Raw genomic sequence first — 17,371 nt, forward strand, 5'->3', positions numbered from 1 at the left:
ACGAGAATTTCTTCTCATTAATGTCTCAATTACTTGAGACGCTTCAATCACTCGTTGTTCAGTTTTCAAAGGACAATTTGTAAGTTTCTATCGTACTTTGTCGCTTCGCCTCGTTTAGCGGCGACTTGACTACTATACCACATTTGGACTTAGTAATGCAAGTACTTTTTTTCAAGCGCTCCTTTCGTTGTTAGCGGCTTGTCCTTTGTTAGCAACTTGCCTTCCGAAGGGGCGAAAATTAATTTACCATGAAACCTATTATGAAGTCAACCCTTTTGCCTATTGGAAAAACATGACTGGCTCTAACGCCTTATTTATCAAGGTTTTTGAAGCATCAAAAAAAGAAAAAGGCCGCCTGTAAGGGCCGCCTGACTTCCTCAACCCGTTTCGGTTGAAGTTAATTTTTGAATAACGTATACCGCAGCAAAAGCTGTGAACATTCCGCGTCCGCAGGAACAGCCACTTCTTTGACCAATGTTTTTTTGACGAGTTTATTAAGAAGCTGATGAAGATTGTTACCCAGAATTTGAATTTCGGGCTGTTCCAGAAGTTCATTCGCACTCCACGGTTCCGGCCTTGAGTCCAGACGCTGGATGAGCGGCTTGCAGCAGCGCTCCATTTTGGACATGACCGAAAATTCGCATGCCAGAAGAACAAGCTGGATTCTTTGTTTCAACGTTTCCTTGCTCGTAGTCAGCTCTTCATACAATTTGTATACGCCGCTGTTTATTGAACGGACTTGATTCCAGACCGCTTCCTGGACAGTTTCCCCTTCTTCGATGATGACAATGCGTGCCCAGTGCTGCAAAGCTTCCAGCACGTTCTGGTAAGCGTCGAGCAGATGTTCCTCGAGTATGTAGGATTTGCTTTTCAAATACTTGTTCAGAAAAAGCGAGAATTCCGACAGCAGCTGGCGGTCGCGCAGCTCTTCCGGCAGAGAAGGCGTACGCTCCCGAGAGTCTTCCAAATACAATTGACGATCCAATTGGATCTCCCCTTTCAAAGACCGTTAACGATATTCGATCTAATCGCTGCAGCAGCCCTGTTCAAATACGGACGAATTCAACCATCTTCCTTGTATACGATGATTGTCTTCTATATAATGATGTATGGAGTTGTAAGTGTCCGGATGATTGGTAGTAAACCAGCAGAAGGATCGCACATCCTTCTGTGATGAAAGCAACCTGCTGCGGATAGCGAGACGAATTACCACGCTGTAACGGAGTCCGGGAAATACGCGCAAAGATAGATAACCTCCCCGCAAAAGTATTCGCAGAGTCTCCGAAGCCATCATTCGTTCGTTAGAAAAGTAATTCTACTTTCCTCAGCCGTTTCCTGCTTACATGAGAACGAATTGTGTTTTAATTCCGAAAATGCCTGTAGAAAGAGGGGAACACCGTTGCTTTTAAAATCAAGTAAAATCAATGAATTCCGCTTATGGGGTCTGCTGCTGACCATGGGCGGCATGCTTATTATGATCATCGGCCTGGCCGGAGTCGTGTTCGACTGGGGCGCCGTCGGGCGAATTATTGCCGTTATCTTCTTGATTCTCGGGATGATCAGCATGCTCGGAAGTATGGCCATTTACTTCTGGGCGGGCATGATGTCAACCTCCGCCGTGGCGCTCGATTGCCCTGAGTGCGGCAAAAGAACGAAGATGATCGGTAAAACGGACCGCTGCATGTTCTGCAAAACGATTTTGACGGTCGATCCTTCGATGGCACCCGCGGAAGCCGAAATCTCGGATGAAGGAAATATCCGCCAGCCGGAAACCGGTTCTGCCCCGACCGCAATCGACTCATCTAAAAGTTAATGTAAAAAAGCTGCCTTCCATTACGGATGACAGCTTTTTTTGTAGGAATTTAATGATTGCGGGCGGTGCGGCCAGCGTGCGGAATTTTAAACTTGCATGGATTCAAACTTCACCAATAAAGCTCGACGGCCTAACCCTACTTCAGGGCATCGGCCATGACCTTCCATATAGCCGGTTCTTCAAAACCGCGCCGCCAAGAAGCGACCCCCGCCAATTTGTATTTACTCACAATCTCCAGACGAGCTTTCACAGACGTTTCGTCCTCCAGCCAGATCCGGTTAAGTTTTCCGTCTTCTTTGTATTCGACGTAATTTTGTCCGGTATCTTCATGAAATTCGGGAGTCAGGCCCTTCTCCTGTATAATCTTGCGGGGCTTCTCCATAAATACAGCCTTCGAGCTGACTTTCGTACCGTCATCCTTCTGTTCTTCGGTCCAGATGCGCGTATAAAAAGGAATGCCCAACACAAGCTTGGAAGGCGGTACTTTGTCTTCATCCAGAATCTGCTTAAGAGAACGCTCCACCCATGGGAGAGACGCGACTGAGCCCGACTTCGGACTCGACGCCCAGTGCTCGTCATAGGCCATGAGCATCATGTAGTCCACGGCAGCGGCCAGAGCCGGCCGGTCATATACACGGCTCCAGGCATCGCTGCCCGATTTTGCCGTTACGTCGATGGACAGAATCAGTCCCCGCTCATGGAGCAGCGGAGCCATTTCTCTCACGAACTGGACCAGATTAGGCCCGTCCGATTTGTTCATATTCTCAAAATCAATGTTGATGCCCTGCAAATTATACTGCTTTGTAAAAGTCAGAAGCTGGTTGATCATGTTCAGCCGGGTTTCATAACTTTCCAGCGCCTTGCCCGTCATTTTCGGTTCAAAAGAGTTGTCGAAAAGGGCCCAGATCTGGTAATTGCGGCCGTGCGCCCATTTGATGTAATCGGAGTCGGCCTGATTCTTGATGGTCCCCTTCTCGTCAGCGAGATGAAACCAGGTAGGGCTCACAACATTGAGGCCGGGCATCTCAGGAATGGAGGCCGTTTTGGGCGTTGCCGCGACGACATGTTCCCATGTCATGTTGAGCTTGCCTTGGGGTTTCCATCGCGGCTTCGCGGCGAGAGGCTGAAATTCGGGAATCTCCTCCCCTTTTTCTTCCGTCACAAGAGAGGCCTTAACGAAACCGGCACGTCCGCCGGTCTGCTGAACTTTGTACCAGCCGTTCTGTTCGCCCCAAATCATAACACGCTCGCCATCCCCCAAGTTGCCCGTGATCGGATCACGAATCGAGCTGCCGCTGCGCAGTTCGCCACCTTCTTTTCCGCGAAATGTCCCCCAGCGTATCTTCTCCCCGGGATTAAAAAGCGATACGGCGCCGGTTACCGCATCCTCCCTGACTTGTATTCCGTACAGCTCCTTAAGAACGGAAACGGGTACGTAGAACTCTTTCCCCTGCTTTGTCATGGGCGATACAAGGGGGATTTCTTTGAGGTTCCGGGACGCGGAGGCCTTGTCGGCCTGAAGCCGCACTACGGCCTGTTCCGTCGTCAAAATAACGGAATTGCCGGAAGCCTCGCTGCGGACAGCCGGATCGATCCACTCGGCTATGAGTCCCAAAGGGAGTTTCATGGCTTCTCGGGACCCCAAGGCGGAGCTTTCGTAAGCTTCCCCCTGATAGAACACCGGCTTGTCCAGTTTAGCGTAAAAAGGCGTTATAAGATTGTTATTGGGCAGCCGGTTCATGACCAGATAAGCGATGGCCGCCAGTACGATAAGCAAGAGAATAAAAGAACGGAACCGGCTCTTTTTGCGCTTCGAGCCGTGCATGTAGGGCTGCTTCAAAAGCTTCTGCACATCCTTTCAGAAAAAAGAAAAACGTATCGGCACGCCCGATAACGAAGAGCGGCTAATACGTTCGCGTAATTACGTGTATGGAAGTTTGAAAACGACGAATCAATGCGTCGCCTTGCCTACACAATCCGGACAAAGTCCGACGACTTCAAGCCGGTGCCCGCCTACCCTAAAGCCGGTTTGCTGAGCGGCAACGTGCTCGACATCAACGATGGGCGAGTAATCAAAATCGGATATCTTGCCGCAGACTTGGCAACGGGCATGATAATGATCGGACAGATCGGCATCGAAACGGCTGGAATCGTCCCCGTAGGTTAATTCCCGTACTAACCCCGCGTCTATGAACACTTTCAGGTTGTTGTAAACCGTGGCCACGCTCATATTCGGAAATTTGGATTCCAACGCCTTGTAAATCTCATCAGCCGTAGGGTGGTTGAAGGAGTCGAACAAGTACGTCAAAATCGCGTACCGCTGCGGAGTCATGCGAACACCTGTCGTTTTAAGTTTGGCAAGCGCTTCTTCCAAATGTTCGGACATGATTCTCACCACCTGTTAGTAAGGGGCAGTACTGTGTACTCGGTGGACACAGATACAACCTTTCTTCTATTGTACGTGTGAGAAATTGCACTTGTCAACGCCTGATGCAGGCGGGATGCGTTTAATTTATCGTTTCCAGGGAAATCTCGCCATCCGTCCGGATCGCAAGAATATGTTCGCCGCTTCCCACAGTACCGCTCAGTTTCTCCTCCTCCAGCCGGACCGGGAGCCCCGTATGAAGTACCCTCGCGGAGCCTTGAACCTTAAAGCCCGCTTCCCCGGGGAGGCGGATCGTAATCCGGCCGTTATCGGTGCTGGCCTGCCAATCTCCGGCCATTTCGGCGGATTCGAGCCGTACCGCGCCGTTCTCGGTATGCGCTTCGACGCGGCCGGAGACATTTTTGATTGTTATACTGCCGTTGTCGGTACGAGCCACCGCGTCCCCTTTAATCGAGGAAAGGCTGACTTTACCATTGGAGGCGGCAACGTTAACCCCCGCTCCCGTGTCCCGCACAACGACCTCGCCGTTGACAGATTGCGCTTTAACGGCTCCCGAGATGGAACCGGCACTGATTTTACCGTTCTCCGTAACCGCTTCAACGTTTCCCTGAATATCGGTTAATTCCATTGATCCGTTGCTCGTATGCGCGGAAAACAGGTTGAGGGTCCGAAGGCCTGCCGCGCGAATGGAGCCATTTTCCGTTTCGGCCAAATAATCGAGAGACGCCGTTCGCGGCAGCGTAACGGTAATATCTATTCTCGCTTTATTTTTGACAAACCAGGCCTTCGTATATTCTTCCCCGACCGCTTTAAGCGTTAATTCAGCCCCTTGGATGCTCTGCTCGACATGTGAAGCATCCGCGATTTTGCGGGCTTCTTGCTCATCGTCGTCATTCACCCAGACCGTTGCCTGTATCCGGACGGCATCCCCGTCTCCAGCAGCCAGCTCAATGCGGCCGTTCGTGTTGATTGCGTGAATTCGGGTTACCGCGGGATCCAGGGTGAACTCCGCCGGTTCCTTATCAAAGCTGCGGCCCTGCACCGCACCGACATTGAAGTTGAACGCGGACAGCAGCCCCTGGCTGAATCCCTGGGAGCCGGCGACAACGGCACAGATCACCACCGAGAAAAAAATAGCCACCGGGTCCAGCTTGACGGCCGTTTCCCGGGACTTTGACAGAAATTGCAGCACGATCAATTCCAGCCCTGCGGCCACAAACAAAAAGGGCCACCATTTTATCAGCTGCCCCACCATATGGGTGCCTGCGGCCCGGTCCAGAAGCATGGATACGCCAACAGTGACAAACAGCACCGCTGCCGTAAATCTTCCCGCTTTAATCAATCCGATCACCCGATCTATTGTTTTCTTTTCGTTTCCCAGACAAAGAGAGCAATTCCGCCGATAATCAAAACGATCGCTCCGAAATAAGAGCCGAACAGCTTAAAGAATGATTCCAGCCAAACCGGTTTGCTGCTGGCCAGAAAAAGGAATCCGCCCGCCGCAATCAGCAGGATACCCAAGTTTCCGCCTTTAGCCAGCTTTTGCAGAGGATCGGTCAACTCCTCGGATTCTCCGTAAAAACGGCGGCGGTTTACGATATCCGTAAGCTGCAAGGCTTCAAATACGTTGTAGAAGTAAATGACCGGCAGAATGAGCGAGAACAGCGTGATCATGGCCACGTTCGTTCCTTCATCCCGTGTTGCGAATAGCACAATCGCGAAAATATCCATAATGACGAGCATCATGATAAACAATCCGCGCTGCATCATTCCCACATAAAATTGGCCGGTTCCCGGCATCATCAGGGAAAGGAGCATGGCCAGCCATTTCTTCTTGGGCGGCTGTTGAAAATACGGGGGATATGGCGGCGCGCCGTAAGGGGAGCCAGGCGGATAATTCCGCCGCTGCTCCTCGTAAAAGTGCGGATCTTTCAAGTCATCCATCTCGGGCGAACCTCCTGGGGTGTAAGAGAATTGTTGAGACATTCCGTACCTCCTTGCTGCATGGTCGTTCATGCACGTTATCCTATTCTGTTGGACAAATGTTGGACGAATTCGGACCAGTCGGCCACATGTGAATTCAAAAGTTTCAAAAGCCCGGAGTTGATAAATATATAAGTAGCCGCTGTGGCGACAAAAAGATTGACGAGTTCCGAATGCCTTCGTTTCTTCGGCGCTAAGGGCCGAAATCCAGGCACGGTATTCCCCGCGGCGACATCCTTCATCACCCGGTCGGTGAAATTGGCGGAAGGTTGGAGCAACTTCATGCCGTTTAGTTCGGCTTGGAGTGCGGGCGGAAGTTCCGGGCTATTGTGAAGCGCGTGAAGCCGGGGCGGACTGGGACGTCTGGGCGTTTGTTCGGGCATCTGGATACACCTCCAACCATTTTTCTTTAAGCATGGCTTTGCCGCGGTATAAGCGCGTCTCGATTGTCTTTAAGGGAAGATCGGTCACATCCGATATTTCCTGGTACGACAATTGTTTGAAGTGATAAAGATACATCACCAGTTTGTATTTCTCCGGCATTTGGGCGATCATCCGGTGGAGGGAGTCGCTCTCTTCATGACGGATCGCCTGCTGTTCGGGCTCGGTCCTGCGGTCGGCCAACCAGGTCTTGAGCTTGTCGAGCAGCGGAACGACAGGACGCCTGCGCTGGGCGCGGCGGTAATCGGTAACGAGGTTAACGGTCATCCGGTACAGCCATGTCGTGAACTTGCTCTCCCCTCTGAAATGGGATAAAGAGCGGTACAGCTTCAGAAACACTTCCTGGGACAAGTCTTCGGCGGTTTCGCGATGGTTCACCATGCGGTAAATCAGCGTATACACGTAGCTTTTGTGCCGATCGACCAATACGCGATAAGCTTCCGCTTGACCCCGGTTAATCTGCTCCACCAGCTGTTCGTCAGTCAGGTGCTCCATTGCTTCACCGCCCTTTCTCTTGTGCCCTCTTTACTATAACGCGCTTAACATCCGATTTACATATCTTTTGACGATACTAAAAAGATTCCCCCTTCAAATCGGATAAAAAAAGAAAAAGCAGGGCTGATTCGCCCCGCTTGACGTTTCCGATTATTCCATGGTTACTCCCACCACGCCGTCCAGATGACGGATATCATCCAGCAGCAGAGGAACCAGGTGGTAATCCGGTATGATGACATTCAGATAGATCATAACCGTCTGCCGCTCCTCTCTTTCTTCTTCATCCACGCCGAATTTGCGTATCTGCACTTTATTCTTTTCGAGGATGTCGGAGATTTTACCGAGATTGCCGGGCCGGTCCAGTGCATGAACACGGATCAGATGGCGTTTCTTGGCGCCGAAATATTTGTGCTCGATTTTATTTAAAATCCACAGAGAAAGGACGACCATGATCGTGGATAGGATGGCCGCGTAGTAAAACCCGGCTCCCGCTGCGAGGCCGATTGCCGCAACGACCCAAAGCGAGGCTGCCGTCGTAAGCCCCGAAACGGAAAAGCCGTTGCGTATGATCGTTCCGGCGCCAAGGAAACCGATGCCGCTGACTACTTGCGCCGCAAGCCGGGAAGGGTCCATACGGACATTCAATTCTTTGGAAAACGCGCTGAATCCGTAGATGGAGAGCAGCATGATCAAAGCGGAACCGACACAGACCAGGATATGCGTCCGGAAGCCGGCCGCCTGGTTGCTCAGTTCCCGTTCGAAGCCGATCAATCCTCCAAGCACCAATGCCAAAATCAGTCTAATCGTCAAATCGAACTGCCCGATAACCCAAGGATCATTCAACTTCGTTCCCACGCTCCTTAACTTTTCGCAACATGTCCCTGTTTCTGTTTCATTGTATGCCCCGAATTTTTTCAAATGTCACCAAAGCGATGGAAGGGGCAATCGTGCGTTTGCCGGTCCGGTGAAAACCGAATTTCTCGTAAAGACGGACGGCGGGCAGGTTCGCTTCTCCCGTAGACACGACAAATCGGCCCGCCTGCGGGTTGATCGTGAGCGCATGCCGAATCAATGCGGAGGCGATTCCCTGGCGGAAATGACGGGGGTGGACCATCAACCGCGTAATCGTCAGTTCCGTTCCTTTTTCTTCCCAAGCGATTGCGCCCGCGAGTTCTTCCCGCCCCTCCTCCCGGTCATTGACATAATACCCCGTAAACGTCTCTTTGGAACATCGCAGGGTTAACGGGCTATCCCTAAGAGGCGGAATGTCTTTGTACCCGATTAACTCGGCCTCCACGAGATAAGCGGTTGTCTGCAATGCAAGCAGCTCCAGCACGGCTTGAACATCGTCCAGAGGGATTTGTCTCATCATCGTTTTCATCTCCTCATGCCCGTTTAATACCCTTCATATTATAAAAAAACGGCATATCCTGATGGACATGCCGTTCGTTGTGCCTAAAATTCTTTCGCTGTTCGGCTTATTGCGCCTGCAAAGTCTCCACGATGAGCTTGTTGACCAAGCCTGGATTGGCTTTGCCTTTCGTTTCTTTCATAACCTGGCCGACGAGGAAGCCGACCGCCTTCTCTTTGCCCGCTTTATAATCGGCTACGGATTGCGGATTGCCTGCCACAACCTGCTCGACTACGGATTTGATGGCGCCTTCGTCACTGATCTGAACAAGCCCCTTCTCTTCGACAATCTGCTGTGGCGCTTTGCCACTTTCGATCATCTCTTTAAAAACGGTTTTGGCGATTTTGTTGGAAATGGTGCCTTTTTCGATCAGACCGATCATTTCACCGAGTCCTTGACCGGTTATTCGGATTTCGCCGAAATCGAGTCCGCCGGCATTGAGATACCCGAGAAGGTCGCCCATGATCCAGTTGGAAACAGCCTTCGCGTCGGACGTATATTTCAAGCTTTCCTCGAAGAAATCGGCCATCTTCATGGAAGCGGTAATCACCTCGGCATCGTAGCTCGGAAGACCGTACTCGCTTACGTAGCGTGCTTTACGGGCATCCGGAAGCTCCGGAATCGACGATTTTACGCGCTCTTTCCAGGCGGCATCGATATGCAGGTTCACGAGATCCGGGTCCGGGAAATAGCGGTAATCATGCGATTCTTCCTTGCCCCGCATGGAAATCGTTTTGCCTTGGCCTTCATCCCAGCGGCGTGTTTCTTGGACGACCTCGCCTCCGCCGTCCAGCACTTCCGCCTGGCGGATTTCTTCATATTCGAGACCGCGCTGTACGCCGCGGAAGGAGTTCATGTTCTTAAGCTCCGCGCGTGTGCCGAATTTCTCCTGGCCTACCGGACGGATAGAGATGTTGGCGTCGCAGCGCAGAGAACCTTCTTCCATCTTGACGTCGGAAACGTCGCAGTAAAGCATGATGGCGCGAAGTTTCTCCAGATACGCACGAGCTTCTTCCGGAGAGCGGAGATCCGGCTCGGAGACGATCTCGACCAGCGGCGTTCCGACCCGGTTGAAGTCAACGAGCGAAGCGTAACCGCCGTCGACGTGAGTCAGCTTGCCCGCATCTTCTTCCAGATGCAACCGGGTGATGCCGATACGTTTCGTCTCCCCGCCCACTTCAATGTCGATCCAGCCGTTCTCGCCGATCGGCTTGTCGAACTGGGAAATCTGGTACGCCTTGGGCGAATCCGGATAGAAATAGTTTTTGCGGTCGAATTTCGTCACGTCCGCGATCTCGCAGTTCAAAGCCATGGCGGCTTTCATCGCATATTCGACAGCCTGCCGGTTAAGTACCGGCAGAACGCCGGGATGCCCGAGACAGACCGGGCACGTATGCGTGTTCGGAGGCGCGCCGAACGAGGTGGAGCAGCCGCAGAAGATTTTGGAATTTGTATGCAGTTCAACGTGAACTTCAAGCCCGATCACGGTTTCGTATTTCGTTTCAGTCGCTGACAAAAAGATCCCTCCTGTTACGCGTTATAGCTGCGGACGCTGCTTGTGATAATCGGTGTTCTGCTCGAAAGCGTGAGCTACGCGCAGCACGGTGGACTCGTCCAGCGCCTTCCCGATAATTTGCAGTCCTACAGGCAGGCCAGAGGCCAGACCACACGGTACGCTGATGGCCGGAATACCTGCCAGGTTGACCGGGATGGTCAAAATATCGTTCAAATACATCGTAAGCGGATCGCCTACCTGCTCTCCCAGACGGAACGCCGTCGTAGGAGCCGTAGGGCCGATCACGACATCGTAGTTTGCGAAAACTTGATCGAAATCCTGCTTGATCAGCGTGCGGACTTTCTGCGCCTTCAGATAATAGGCGTCATAATAGCCGGAGCTGAGCGCGTAAGTCCCGAGCATAATCCGGCGTTTCACTTCCGGACCGAAACCTTCGCTTCTGGACATATGATACATTTCCAGCAGGTTGTTCGCGTTGTCCGTGCGGACGCCGTAGCGGACGCCGTCGTAACGCGCGAGGTTAGAGGACGCTTCCGACGAAGCGAGCAGATAGTACGCCGCGACGGCATACTCGGAATGCGGCAGGGAAACTTCCTCGACCACCGCTCCCAGCCCTTCCAGCACACGGAGCGCTTCCAGGATCTTCTCCTTCACCTGAGGGTCGACACCGGCACCCAGGTATTCCTTCGGCACCGCGATGCGGAGCCCTTTGACGTCGCCGGTCAATGCGGAGACGTAATCGGGAATCTCCACGTTCGCCGACGTGGAGTCCTGCGGATCGTGGCCCGCAATCGACTGCAGGACGTAAGCGGAGTCTTCGACGTTCTTCGTGAGCGGACCGATCTGGTCCAGCGAAGAGGCGAACGCGACAAGTCCGAACCGGGACACGAGCCCATAGGTCGGCTTCAAGCCGACTACGCCGCAGTAGGCGGCCGGCTGGCGGATCGAGCCGCCAGTGTCGGAGCCCAGCGAGAAATACACCTCGCCGGCAGCCACGGAAGCCGCAGAGCCCCCGCTGGAACCGCCGGGTACGCGGTCGAGATCCCACGGGTTGCGTGTCACGTGGAACGCGGAGTTCTCGTTGGAGCCGCCCATGGCAAACTCGTCCATGTTCAGCTTGCCGACGGGAAGCGCCTGGGCTTCCTTCAGCTTGCGCATTACAGTCGCATCGTACACGGGCGTGTAGTTCGACAGGAACTTGCTCGCGCACGTGGTCGTGACGCCTTCGGTCACGATGTTATCCTTGATGCCTGCAGGCAGACCGAACAGGATTCCCCGGGATTCTCCCGCGGCAATCTGCTCGTCCAGCGCCTTGGCAGAGCGGCGGGCATTTTCCTCGTCGAGCTTAAGGAACGCTTTTACTTTGCCGTCCACTTCGGCGATCCGCTTGTAAGACTGATCGACCAGCTCCGCGACGGATACTTTTTTATCCAGAAGCTGTGTATGTAATTCTTGTAATCTCAACTCAAATAGCGACAACGTAAGGTGCCTCCCTTCAAATAACAGACAACCGTGCAAACTCCAAGATCTGGTTAAACGTTCTTATTACTCCATAACGGCGGGCACTTTGAACTGCCCGTCTTCTTCTTCCGGAGCGTTCAGCATCACTTTGTCCAAAGGCAAGGACGGACGGACTTCATCCTCCCGCGTCACGTTCTTGACGGACATGGCATGACTCGTCGGCTCCACATGTTCCGTATCCAGCTTTCCAAGCTGTTCGGCGTATTTCAAAATAGCGTTAAGCTGCTCCGTAAACTGTTCCTTCTCTTCGGCAGAAAGATCAAGGCGGGCCAGCTTGGCCACGTGTTCGACATCCTTAATAGTAATGCTCACAGACGATTCGCACCTCTCTTTGTATGTACACGCCAAATTCATTCTACCTATTATAGCCTAGTTATTTTTTGATCTCAATTGATTCGCGGCCGAAACCGCAGAAATAACCCGAATTTTGCGGTTTTTCGGTAACCGCGGGAATGCAAAAGTCAAACCGCAAAAAGAGCCTCTTCCGGGTCAACTAAGACGGAAAGGCTCTGTTTGCAATCTTTTGTACGGGAAACAAGCCCCGAAGCTCTTCAAACGATCATCTATATCCAAGCGCGAAGGTTCACCTGTTTGATGAAATCCTCGGCGCTTTGAACTTCTTTGCTCTTCTCTGCAACGATTTCAACCGATTCGCCGTTCATCACTCGGTTAAACAGTTCTTCGTTGCGCGTCGCCAGCGCGAAATCGATCAAGGCTTCCTTCTCCAAACGGTCGACTTCCTGACGAAGCAGGACTTCTTCCAGTTCGATATCTGAGGCGGGCACGAAAAAATGTTTATTCAGCTTCGGCACTCGGATGACATAGTCGAACAAATTGTCGTTGTTGCGGTCATAAGCGATGATGTAGGCGTAATCGCCGATCGGCAGATTCTGCTCGAGCCGGTCCTCTACAATGATCACGCGAGCTCCCAAAGACAGCATCCGGATTCCCCCTTTCCCATGCAGAGCGGGCTGAGCTGCCCTGTTCCGATTTTCTCAAAGCGATGCGGAACGCATAAACTCTACCTTCGAATCTAGCATGGACTAGTAACATCGTACTAAAAAAAGAGTACGCTGTCCATAAACGTCTCCCTGTTTTCCGGACGATTTGGGGGAGTTTTTATTGACCTCCGGTTGAACCCCCGCTGCGGACGCAGGCTGTTGTCAGAGAACGAGGACACCCTCCCGGGATACGGTAAGCTTCTCGAATCCGGTTTCCGTAATGGCATATGTATTCTCGATCCCGACAACACCCAGTCCGGGGAATGTGAATTTCGGCTCCACGGCGATGACCATGCCCGGCTCAAGCTTGTATTTAAACCCTTTGGCCAACACCGGAAACTCGTCGATTTCCAGACCGATTCCGTGTCCGAGAAACTTAACCTGATCAATCCCGTACCCCATAAAATGGCCGCCCAGTCCTTCGGCAGACGCCGTATTGAGCGATTGCAGGTAGAGATGCTCGGCAACGGTGCCCGGCTTCATCATCGCTTCGGCTTCCTTCAAAATTTTCTCCGAAATTTCGTATGCGCGCTGAAGCTCATCCGGCAAAGCGCCGATCACCGCGGTACGCGTCTGATCGATCACATAGCCTTCGATGTTGCAGCCGATGTCGATAAGAATAGGCTCGTTGCGGCCGATGGGCCGGCTGCCCGCACTTTGCGGACTTGCCGGGCTGAGCCCCCTGCCGCCTGCCGGACCGTCAAAATAAGTCGGCTCGGCCGCAGCCGCCCCTGCCGCCACGCAGCCGGTGATGAGCTCGGAGTTATACGCGCGCATGCGCATGAGCCCTAGATGGCCTTGGAGGCGGTTCTCCCGCTCGATGAGACTCATCAGCTCGAACTCGGGCATCCCTTCCCGGATACCGGCGAGCGCCTTCTCCAGCGTCCGGTCGATAACGCCCGCGGCCTTGCGAATAAGCGCGATTTCATCAGGGGACTTGATCATCCGCAGTTCTTTGACGAGCAGCGAGCCGTCTTTCCACTTCACGCCGGGAAAAGCCCCTTCAAGCCGCTGGAACTGCTGAACGGGGAGCACGTCGAACTCCGTGGCGATGACGGGCTCTTTCCCCGAAGCGAACACGCCGGGATAGCGCTGGGCGAGCCGGTCTTTAAACGTACGGAGGGAGCCGAATTCCTCTACCTCCGCGAGCGATTCCTGCTGTGCTCTCGTGATGCTGCGGCGCACAACGAACAGCGGATTGCCCTCAGCGGGAACGAACAAATACCCGTTTTGCATGGAGCCGTTAAAATAATACAAGTCCACATGATGGTTTACCAGGAAGGCGTCGATACCGCCGGCCTGCATCGCCTTCTGCAGCCGCTGCTGCCTTTCCGCGTACGGATGATCTGTTCTGTTCATTCATATCCATCCCTTCTTACGGTTCTTATACCGTCATCATACCCCGCTCCGGCGAGGAGGCGCAAACAGATTTCGAGCGGCAAAACGCACACGGGACAGCCGGGGTGAATAATGGACGCGGGACAAAATCCTCTGACGGACAGCGGGCTTGGGGTTGACTTTACTGCACGGCCGAACGTATGGAAGGTCCAACGTTTTTGAATCTTGTATGCGACCGAAGGTCCAGGGTCTATAAACGATCCGGAGGGGTTCTAAGTTCGTCCCTGTTCGTTCGGGAATGACGCGAGGATGGTCCGGGGCTGCAAAAATGAAATCATGCAGCCTTTAAACCGAACCGATGAAGCGCATTATACAGCGAGGGAATGAAGCGACTGGCGGGGTTAAAACGGGGAATCTGCCCGAAACACCGCTTTAAGCGGCGGGGTTTTTGAAGCATGAGGGTTATGAAATTCACAAAACGAAACTAAAAAAACGCAAACTCGCGGCTTCTGCCGAAAGTTTGCGTTCTTCGCAAACAAATCTATTCGTTTCGTGTCTTCTTTTTCCAAAATATCACATTTTCGCGGTGCAGGCAAGCTTTTTATCGCAAGTCGGTCCGGTATTCCTTAGCCGGCGATTCGGGCGGAGATATTCCGTCAAAAAAAGAACCCGCACGCTTTCGCATTCGGATTCAAAAGAATTGCACTTAATTAGGCGTTCCTTGCGGAAATCTTCCGAACTAACACCTTTTGGCGTAACCGAAACCGCTTGAAATGATAACGAGAAGAATAAAAAGGACGAGAATACTGGCGGAATTGTCGGGCCGGCATTTCTTCGCGACCGGTTTGATCGGATGACAGACGGGATGATGCGGCTTGAAACTTACTACAATTACCGGCTTGACGATAGGCATAGGCGGCGTATGAATGACCGGTGACGGCAGCGGTCCGGGATAAGGCAGCGGAGTCGGCAGCGGCATCGGGGCCGGCAGCGGCATTGGCATGGGCAGGGGCGCTACGGCTTGAGGCATAGGACCCGTTTGTTTGGGGGTGTAGACGGGACCGGTGTACGTTTTTTTAACATGTTCCATTAGTATTCCCTCCTGTATGTTATCGTTCCGTATTTAAGTTGCCTTGCACGGAAAGTAGGCTTACAGCCTTACACCAACAGTCTATGGGTTTGTTCCCACCCGGAACACGGTATACACCCAGCCCCTTGAAATTAGGCATTCGCATGAAAAAAGCCTCCGGTTGCCATGCCCCGGCGAATGCCCGTCCGCCGGCGCGGATGTCCCGAAAGATCCGCTGTCAGCAAAAAGGAGGTCGCCCGGCTTGCATTCCGGAGGCTTTTTGGGGCGGTAAAGGATTACTGCCCTTAAATATAAGGATTGTTCTGTTTTTCGTAGCCGATCGTCGTCTTCGGACCGTGGCCCGGGTAAACCGTCACGTCGTCGTCAAGCTCAAAAAGCTTGCCGTGAATGGAGTCGAGCAGTGTGTTCCAATCGCCGCCGGGAAGGTCCGTACGGCCCACGGACAGACGGAACAGCACATCTCCGCCGATCAGATGGTTGTCGAACAGGAAGCTGACGCTGCCCGGCGAATGGCCCGGGGTGTGAAGCACTTTGATCTTGGCGCCGAGAAATTCGAGCACCTGTCCCTCGTCAAGGGCGTACTCCGCCGGCTCGACCACAATCGGGCCCGTAACGTCCGGCCAGCGCGCGGAGCCGTTCAGCTTAGGGCTGCCCAGCCAGTCGCTCTCGGCATCATGGAGATAGACCGGGCACTTCTTCAGCTCCCGGAGCTCCTGCACGCCTCCGATATGATCGAGATGCGCATGCGTGAGCAGAATGGCTTCGATCTCCATGTCCTTAATGCGCTTGAGCAGCGGTCCCGGTTTCATGCCGGGGTCGATGACTACGCCCTTCTGCCCGCTTTCGTCGGTCAGCAGGTAAGCGTTCGTCTCCATGGGACCGAGCTTAAATGTTTCGATGCGGATCATGCGTACCCCTCCTGTCAGAACGTGGAAAGCAGCTCGCGGAGCTCGCTTACGATGACGGACTGATAGCCGACGCCTTCGCCGTACTGGCGGAGCATTTCCGCGCGTACCGCCTGGATTTTATCGTTGTAATCGGGCGCTTCGCGGTCCGGATTTCCTTCTTTGAAGGCTTTCATGACAGCCTGTACCCGTTCAGGACGAGGCCCCCATTTGCCAAGCACGTGGCCGCCCGTATCCGTGAAAATAACGACCGGAATAGAGCGTCCGCCGAAAGTCAAGAACTGGTCCATCACATCGGTATGTTCCTCCATAATGAGGACTTCTACCGGCATTCCGCTGTTTTCCAGCGCCTTGAATACGACCGGAATGTTGCGCACGACATCGCCGCACCACTCCGCCGCAATAATGACGCAGCGCAGGTCGTCACGGTTGTTCAGGGATTCGAAAAATTCCCGGTCGTCCTCTGTCTCCCACTGAAACTTCCCGTACCAGTCAAGAAACGCTTCCTGGTTGCGCTGCATGCTGTCGATGAACTGCTGCGGCGTTAAGCCTTTGCCGATGACGGCGGATAAGTTGGTGCTCATAAAATCCATCCCTTCTTTGGCGGCAAACTGCGTTATTTACGCTTTGCCCGCATTTTTTTGGCTACCAGATAAATGATCATAAGACCGATAGCTGCGATTAGAATCGGAACTGTGTATTTGCCTGCAATGTCGTCGATGCTCTCCCAATTGTCTTTCAGGGTCATCCCGAGATAGACGAACAGCATGGACCACGGAATAACCGCCAGCGTCGTGTAGAACGTAAACAGTCCCAGAGGCATTTTGGCAAGCCCCGCCGGTACCGAGATCGCATGTCGGACGACCGGTATGAAACGGGCCGTAAAAATAACGCCTGTTCCGTATTTGTTGAACCAGTTCTCCGCAACGTCGATGTGGTGCTTACTAATGAATATGTATTTGCCGTACCTTTCCAAAATAGGACGTCCGCCGTAACGGCCGACCCAGTAGACGAAAATCTGGGCGATGACTCCACCCACGGTGCCGAAAAAGACGGCGCCTGCAAAACCGATCTCGCCTTTGGCTACCAAATAGCCCGCATACGAAAGTACGATTTCACTCGGAATAACTTCGATCATCAGCCCGAGCATGACCCCCCAATACCCGAGGCCTTCAAAAAATACCAAAAGCGAATGAATAAACTCTCCCATCTCCAACCTACTTTCCCCAGCATGATTGTCGATTCGCGGGTCTTCCCGCGCCTTCTTCTAGTAGAATCTCCCCTATTCTACCATAGAGAAAGGCCGTCAACCACTTAACAATGCGGCCGGGCCGTAAAGGAGACGATAAAGAAGCTTTCGCGGGGAGCCGATACAGCCGCGGGCCTCTTTCGGACTAAGCGAAATCCGGGGCAGGCGAATTGCCGGCGAACGTATCAACAGACGGACCCCGCGGATAACTTTTACTTGTCC

The 17,371-nt window shown here is 53.1% G+C and carries 18 protein-coding genes; 1 reads left to right on the forward strand and 17 read right to left on the reverse strand.

What is annotated here, in order from left to right; translation table 11 throughout:
* Window positions 1–397: 397 nt before the first annotated feature.
* A complete protein-coding gene (locus KVT34_RS22970; RefSeq protein ID WP_217561480.1) occupies window positions 398–985 on the reverse strand; it encodes a hypothetical protein in 588 nt (195 codons plus the stop codon).
* A gap of 414 nt (window positions 986–1,399) precedes the next feature.
* Here KVT34_RS22970 and KVT34_RS22975 point away from each other — a divergent pair, with 414 nt between their 5' ends.
* Entirely contained in the window at window positions 1,400–1,813 is a 414-nt protein-coding gene (locus KVT34_RS22975) for a DUF2614 family zinc ribbon-containing protein (RefSeq protein ID WP_217561482.1), read from the forward strand.
* A gap of 136 nt (window positions 1,814–1,949) precedes the next feature.
* Here the strand turns inward: KVT34_RS22975 and KVT34_RS22980 are convergent, their stop codons facing one another.
* From KVT34_RS22980 to uptA, 16 genes are all read right to left on the reverse strand, one after another.
* Window positions 1,950–3,653: a glycosyl hydrolase family 18 protein gene (locus tag KVT34_RS22980; protein ID WP_254635085.1), complete on the reverse strand. Its 1,704-nt coding sequence runs from the start codon at window positions 3,651–3,653 to the stop codon at window positions 1,950–1,952.
* Between the two features lie 111 nt (window positions 3,654–3,764).
* Window positions 3,765–4,199, reverse strand: a complete 435-nt coding sequence (locus KVT34_RS22985; protein ID WP_042234478.1) for a Fur family transcriptional regulator — start codon at window positions 4,197–4,199, stop codon at window positions 3,765–3,767.
* A gap of 121 nt (window positions 4,200–4,320) precedes the next feature.
* Window positions 4,321–5,550: a DUF4097 family beta strand repeat-containing protein gene (locus KVT34_RS22990; protein ID WP_217561484.1), complete on the reverse strand. Its 1,230-nt coding sequence runs from the start codon at window positions 5,548–5,550 to the stop codon at window positions 4,321–4,323.
* A 5-nt stretch (window positions 5,551–5,555) separates the two neighbouring features.
* Entirely contained in the window at window positions 5,556–6,185 is a 630-nt protein-coding gene (locus KVT34_RS22995) for a hypothetical protein (protein ID WP_217561486.1), read from the reverse strand.
* Window positions 6,186–6,506: 321 nt separating this feature from the next.
* Window positions 6,507–7,118 (reverse strand): RNA polymerase sigma factor, encoded by a 612-nt coding sequence (locus KVT34_RS23000; RefSeq protein WP_042234486.1) that lies wholly within the window; start codon window positions 7,116–7,118, stop codon window positions 6,507–6,509.
* A gap of 150 nt (window positions 7,119–7,268) precedes the next feature.
* Window positions 7,269–7,961, reverse strand: a complete 693-nt coding sequence (locus tag KVT34_RS23005) for an MgtC/SapB family protein (RefSeq protein WP_217561488.1) — start codon at window positions 7,959–7,961, stop codon at window positions 7,269–7,271.
* Window positions 7,962–8,010: 49 nt separating this feature from the next.
* Window positions 8,011–8,490, reverse strand: a complete 480-nt coding sequence (locus KVT34_RS23010) for a GNAT family N-acetyltransferase (RefSeq protein WP_217561490.1) — start codon at window positions 8,488–8,490, stop codon at window positions 8,011–8,013.
* 106 nt (window positions 8,491–8,596) lie between these two features.
* A complete protein-coding gene (gene gatB / locus KVT34_RS23015; RefSeq protein WP_217561492.1) occupies window positions 8,597–10,045 on the reverse strand; it encodes an Asp-tRNA(Asn)/Glu-tRNA(Gln) amidotransferase subunit GatB in 1,449 nt (482 codons plus the stop codon).
* Between the two features lie 21 nt (window positions 10,046–10,066).
* Window positions 10,067–11,524, reverse strand: a complete 1,458-nt coding sequence (gatA, locus tag KVT34_RS23020) for an Asp-tRNA(Asn)/Glu-tRNA(Gln) amidotransferase subunit GatA (RefSeq protein WP_217561494.1) — start codon at window positions 11,522–11,524, stop codon at window positions 10,067–10,069.
* A gap of 66 nt (window positions 11,525–11,590) precedes the next feature.
* Window positions 11,591–11,878: an Asp-tRNA(Asn)/Glu-tRNA(Gln) amidotransferase subunit GatC gene (gatC, locus tag KVT34_RS23025; protein ID WP_042234499.1), complete on the reverse strand. Its 288-nt coding sequence runs from the start codon at window positions 11,876–11,878 to the stop codon at window positions 11,591–11,593.
* 251 nt (window positions 11,879–12,129) lie between these two features.
* Complete coding sequence (locus KVT34_RS23030; RefSeq protein ID WP_217561496.1) at window positions 12,130–12,507, reverse strand: ATPase; 378 nt, start codon at window positions 12,505–12,507, stop codon at window positions 12,130–12,132.
* A gap of 222 nt (window positions 12,508–12,729) precedes the next feature.
* On the reverse strand, window positions 12,730–13,926 hold the full coding sequence (locus KVT34_RS23035; protein WP_217561498.1) for a M24 family metallopeptidase: 1,197 nt from the start codon (window positions 13,924–13,926) through the stop codon (window positions 12,730–12,732).
* A 718-nt stretch (window positions 13,927–14,644) separates the two neighbouring features.
* Window positions 14,645–14,995 carry a hypothetical protein gene (locus KVT34_RS23040; protein ID WP_217561499.1) on the reverse strand — a complete coding sequence of 117 codons (351 nt, stop codon included), beginning with the start codon at window positions 14,993–14,995 and terminating at the stop codon, window positions 14,645–14,647.
* A gap of 284 nt (window positions 14,996–15,279) precedes the next feature.
* On the reverse strand, window positions 15,280–15,903 hold the full coding sequence (locus KVT34_RS23045; protein WP_217561501.1) for an MBL fold metallo-hydrolase: 624 nt from the start codon (window positions 15,901–15,903) through the stop codon (window positions 15,280–15,282).
* A gap of 14 nt (window positions 15,904–15,917) precedes the next feature.
* Window positions 15,918–16,484 carry a thioredoxin family protein gene (locus KVT34_RS23050; RefSeq protein WP_042234513.1) on the reverse strand — a complete coding sequence of 189 codons (567 nt, stop codon included), beginning with the start codon at window positions 16,482–16,484 and terminating at the stop codon, window positions 15,918–15,920.
* Window positions 16,485–16,516: 32 nt separating this feature from the next.
* Window positions 16,517–17,110, reverse strand: a complete 594-nt coding sequence (gene uptA / locus KVT34_RS23055; protein WP_217561503.1) for an undecaprenyl phosphate transporter UptA — start codon at window positions 17,108–17,110, stop codon at window positions 16,517–16,519.
* Window positions 17,111–17,371: the final 261 nt, after the last annotated feature.

Source organism: Paenibacillus sp. GbtcB18 (assembly GCF_019091125.1).
Classification (GTDB): Bacteria; Bacillota; Bacilli; order Paenibacillales; family NBRC-103111; genus Paenibacillus_F; species Paenibacillus_F chitinolyticus.

Bases quoted from the DNA above. Each gene is read 5' to 3' on its own strand.
- KVT34_RS23050 (WP_042234513.1), bottom strand. From the start codon at position 16,484: ATGAGCACCAACTTATCCGCCGTCATCGGCAAAGGCTTAACGCCGCAG.
- KVT34_RS22985 (WP_042234478.1), bottom strand. From the start codon at position 4,199: ATGTCCGAACATTTGGAAGAAGCGCTTGCCAAACTTAAAACGACAGGT.
- KVT34_RS23040 (WP_217561499.1), bottom strand. From the start codon at position 14,995: ATGGAACATGTTAAAAAAACGTACACCGGTCCCGTCTACACCCCCAAA.
- KVT34_RS22995 (WP_217561486.1), bottom strand. From the start codon at position 6,185: ATGTCTCAACAATTCTCTTACACCCCAGGAGGTTCGCCCGAGATGGAT.
- KVT34_RS23010 (WP_217561490.1), bottom strand. From the start codon at position 8,490: ATGATGAGACAAATCCCTCTGGACGATGTTCAAGCCGTGCTGGAGCTG.
- KVT34_RS23035 (WP_217561498.1), bottom strand. From the start codon at position 13,926: ATGAACAGAACAGATCATCCGTACGCGGAAAGGCAGCAGCGGCTGCAG.
- KVT34_RS23045 (WP_217561501.1), bottom strand. From the start codon at position 15,903: ATGATCCGCATCGAAACATTTAAGCTCGGTCCCATGGAGACGAACGCT.
- KVT34_RS23000 (WP_042234486.1), bottom strand. From the start codon at position 7,118: ATGGAGCACCTGACTGACGAACAGCTGGTGGAGCAGATTAACCGGGGT.
- uptA (WP_217561503.1), bottom strand. From the start codon at position 17,110: ATGGGAGAGTTTATTCATTCGCTTTTGGTATTTTTTGAAGGCCTCGGG.
- KVT34_RS23030 (WP_217561496.1), bottom strand. From the start codon at position 12,507: ATGCTGTCTTTGGGAGCTCGCGTGATCATTGTAGAGGACCGGCTCGAG.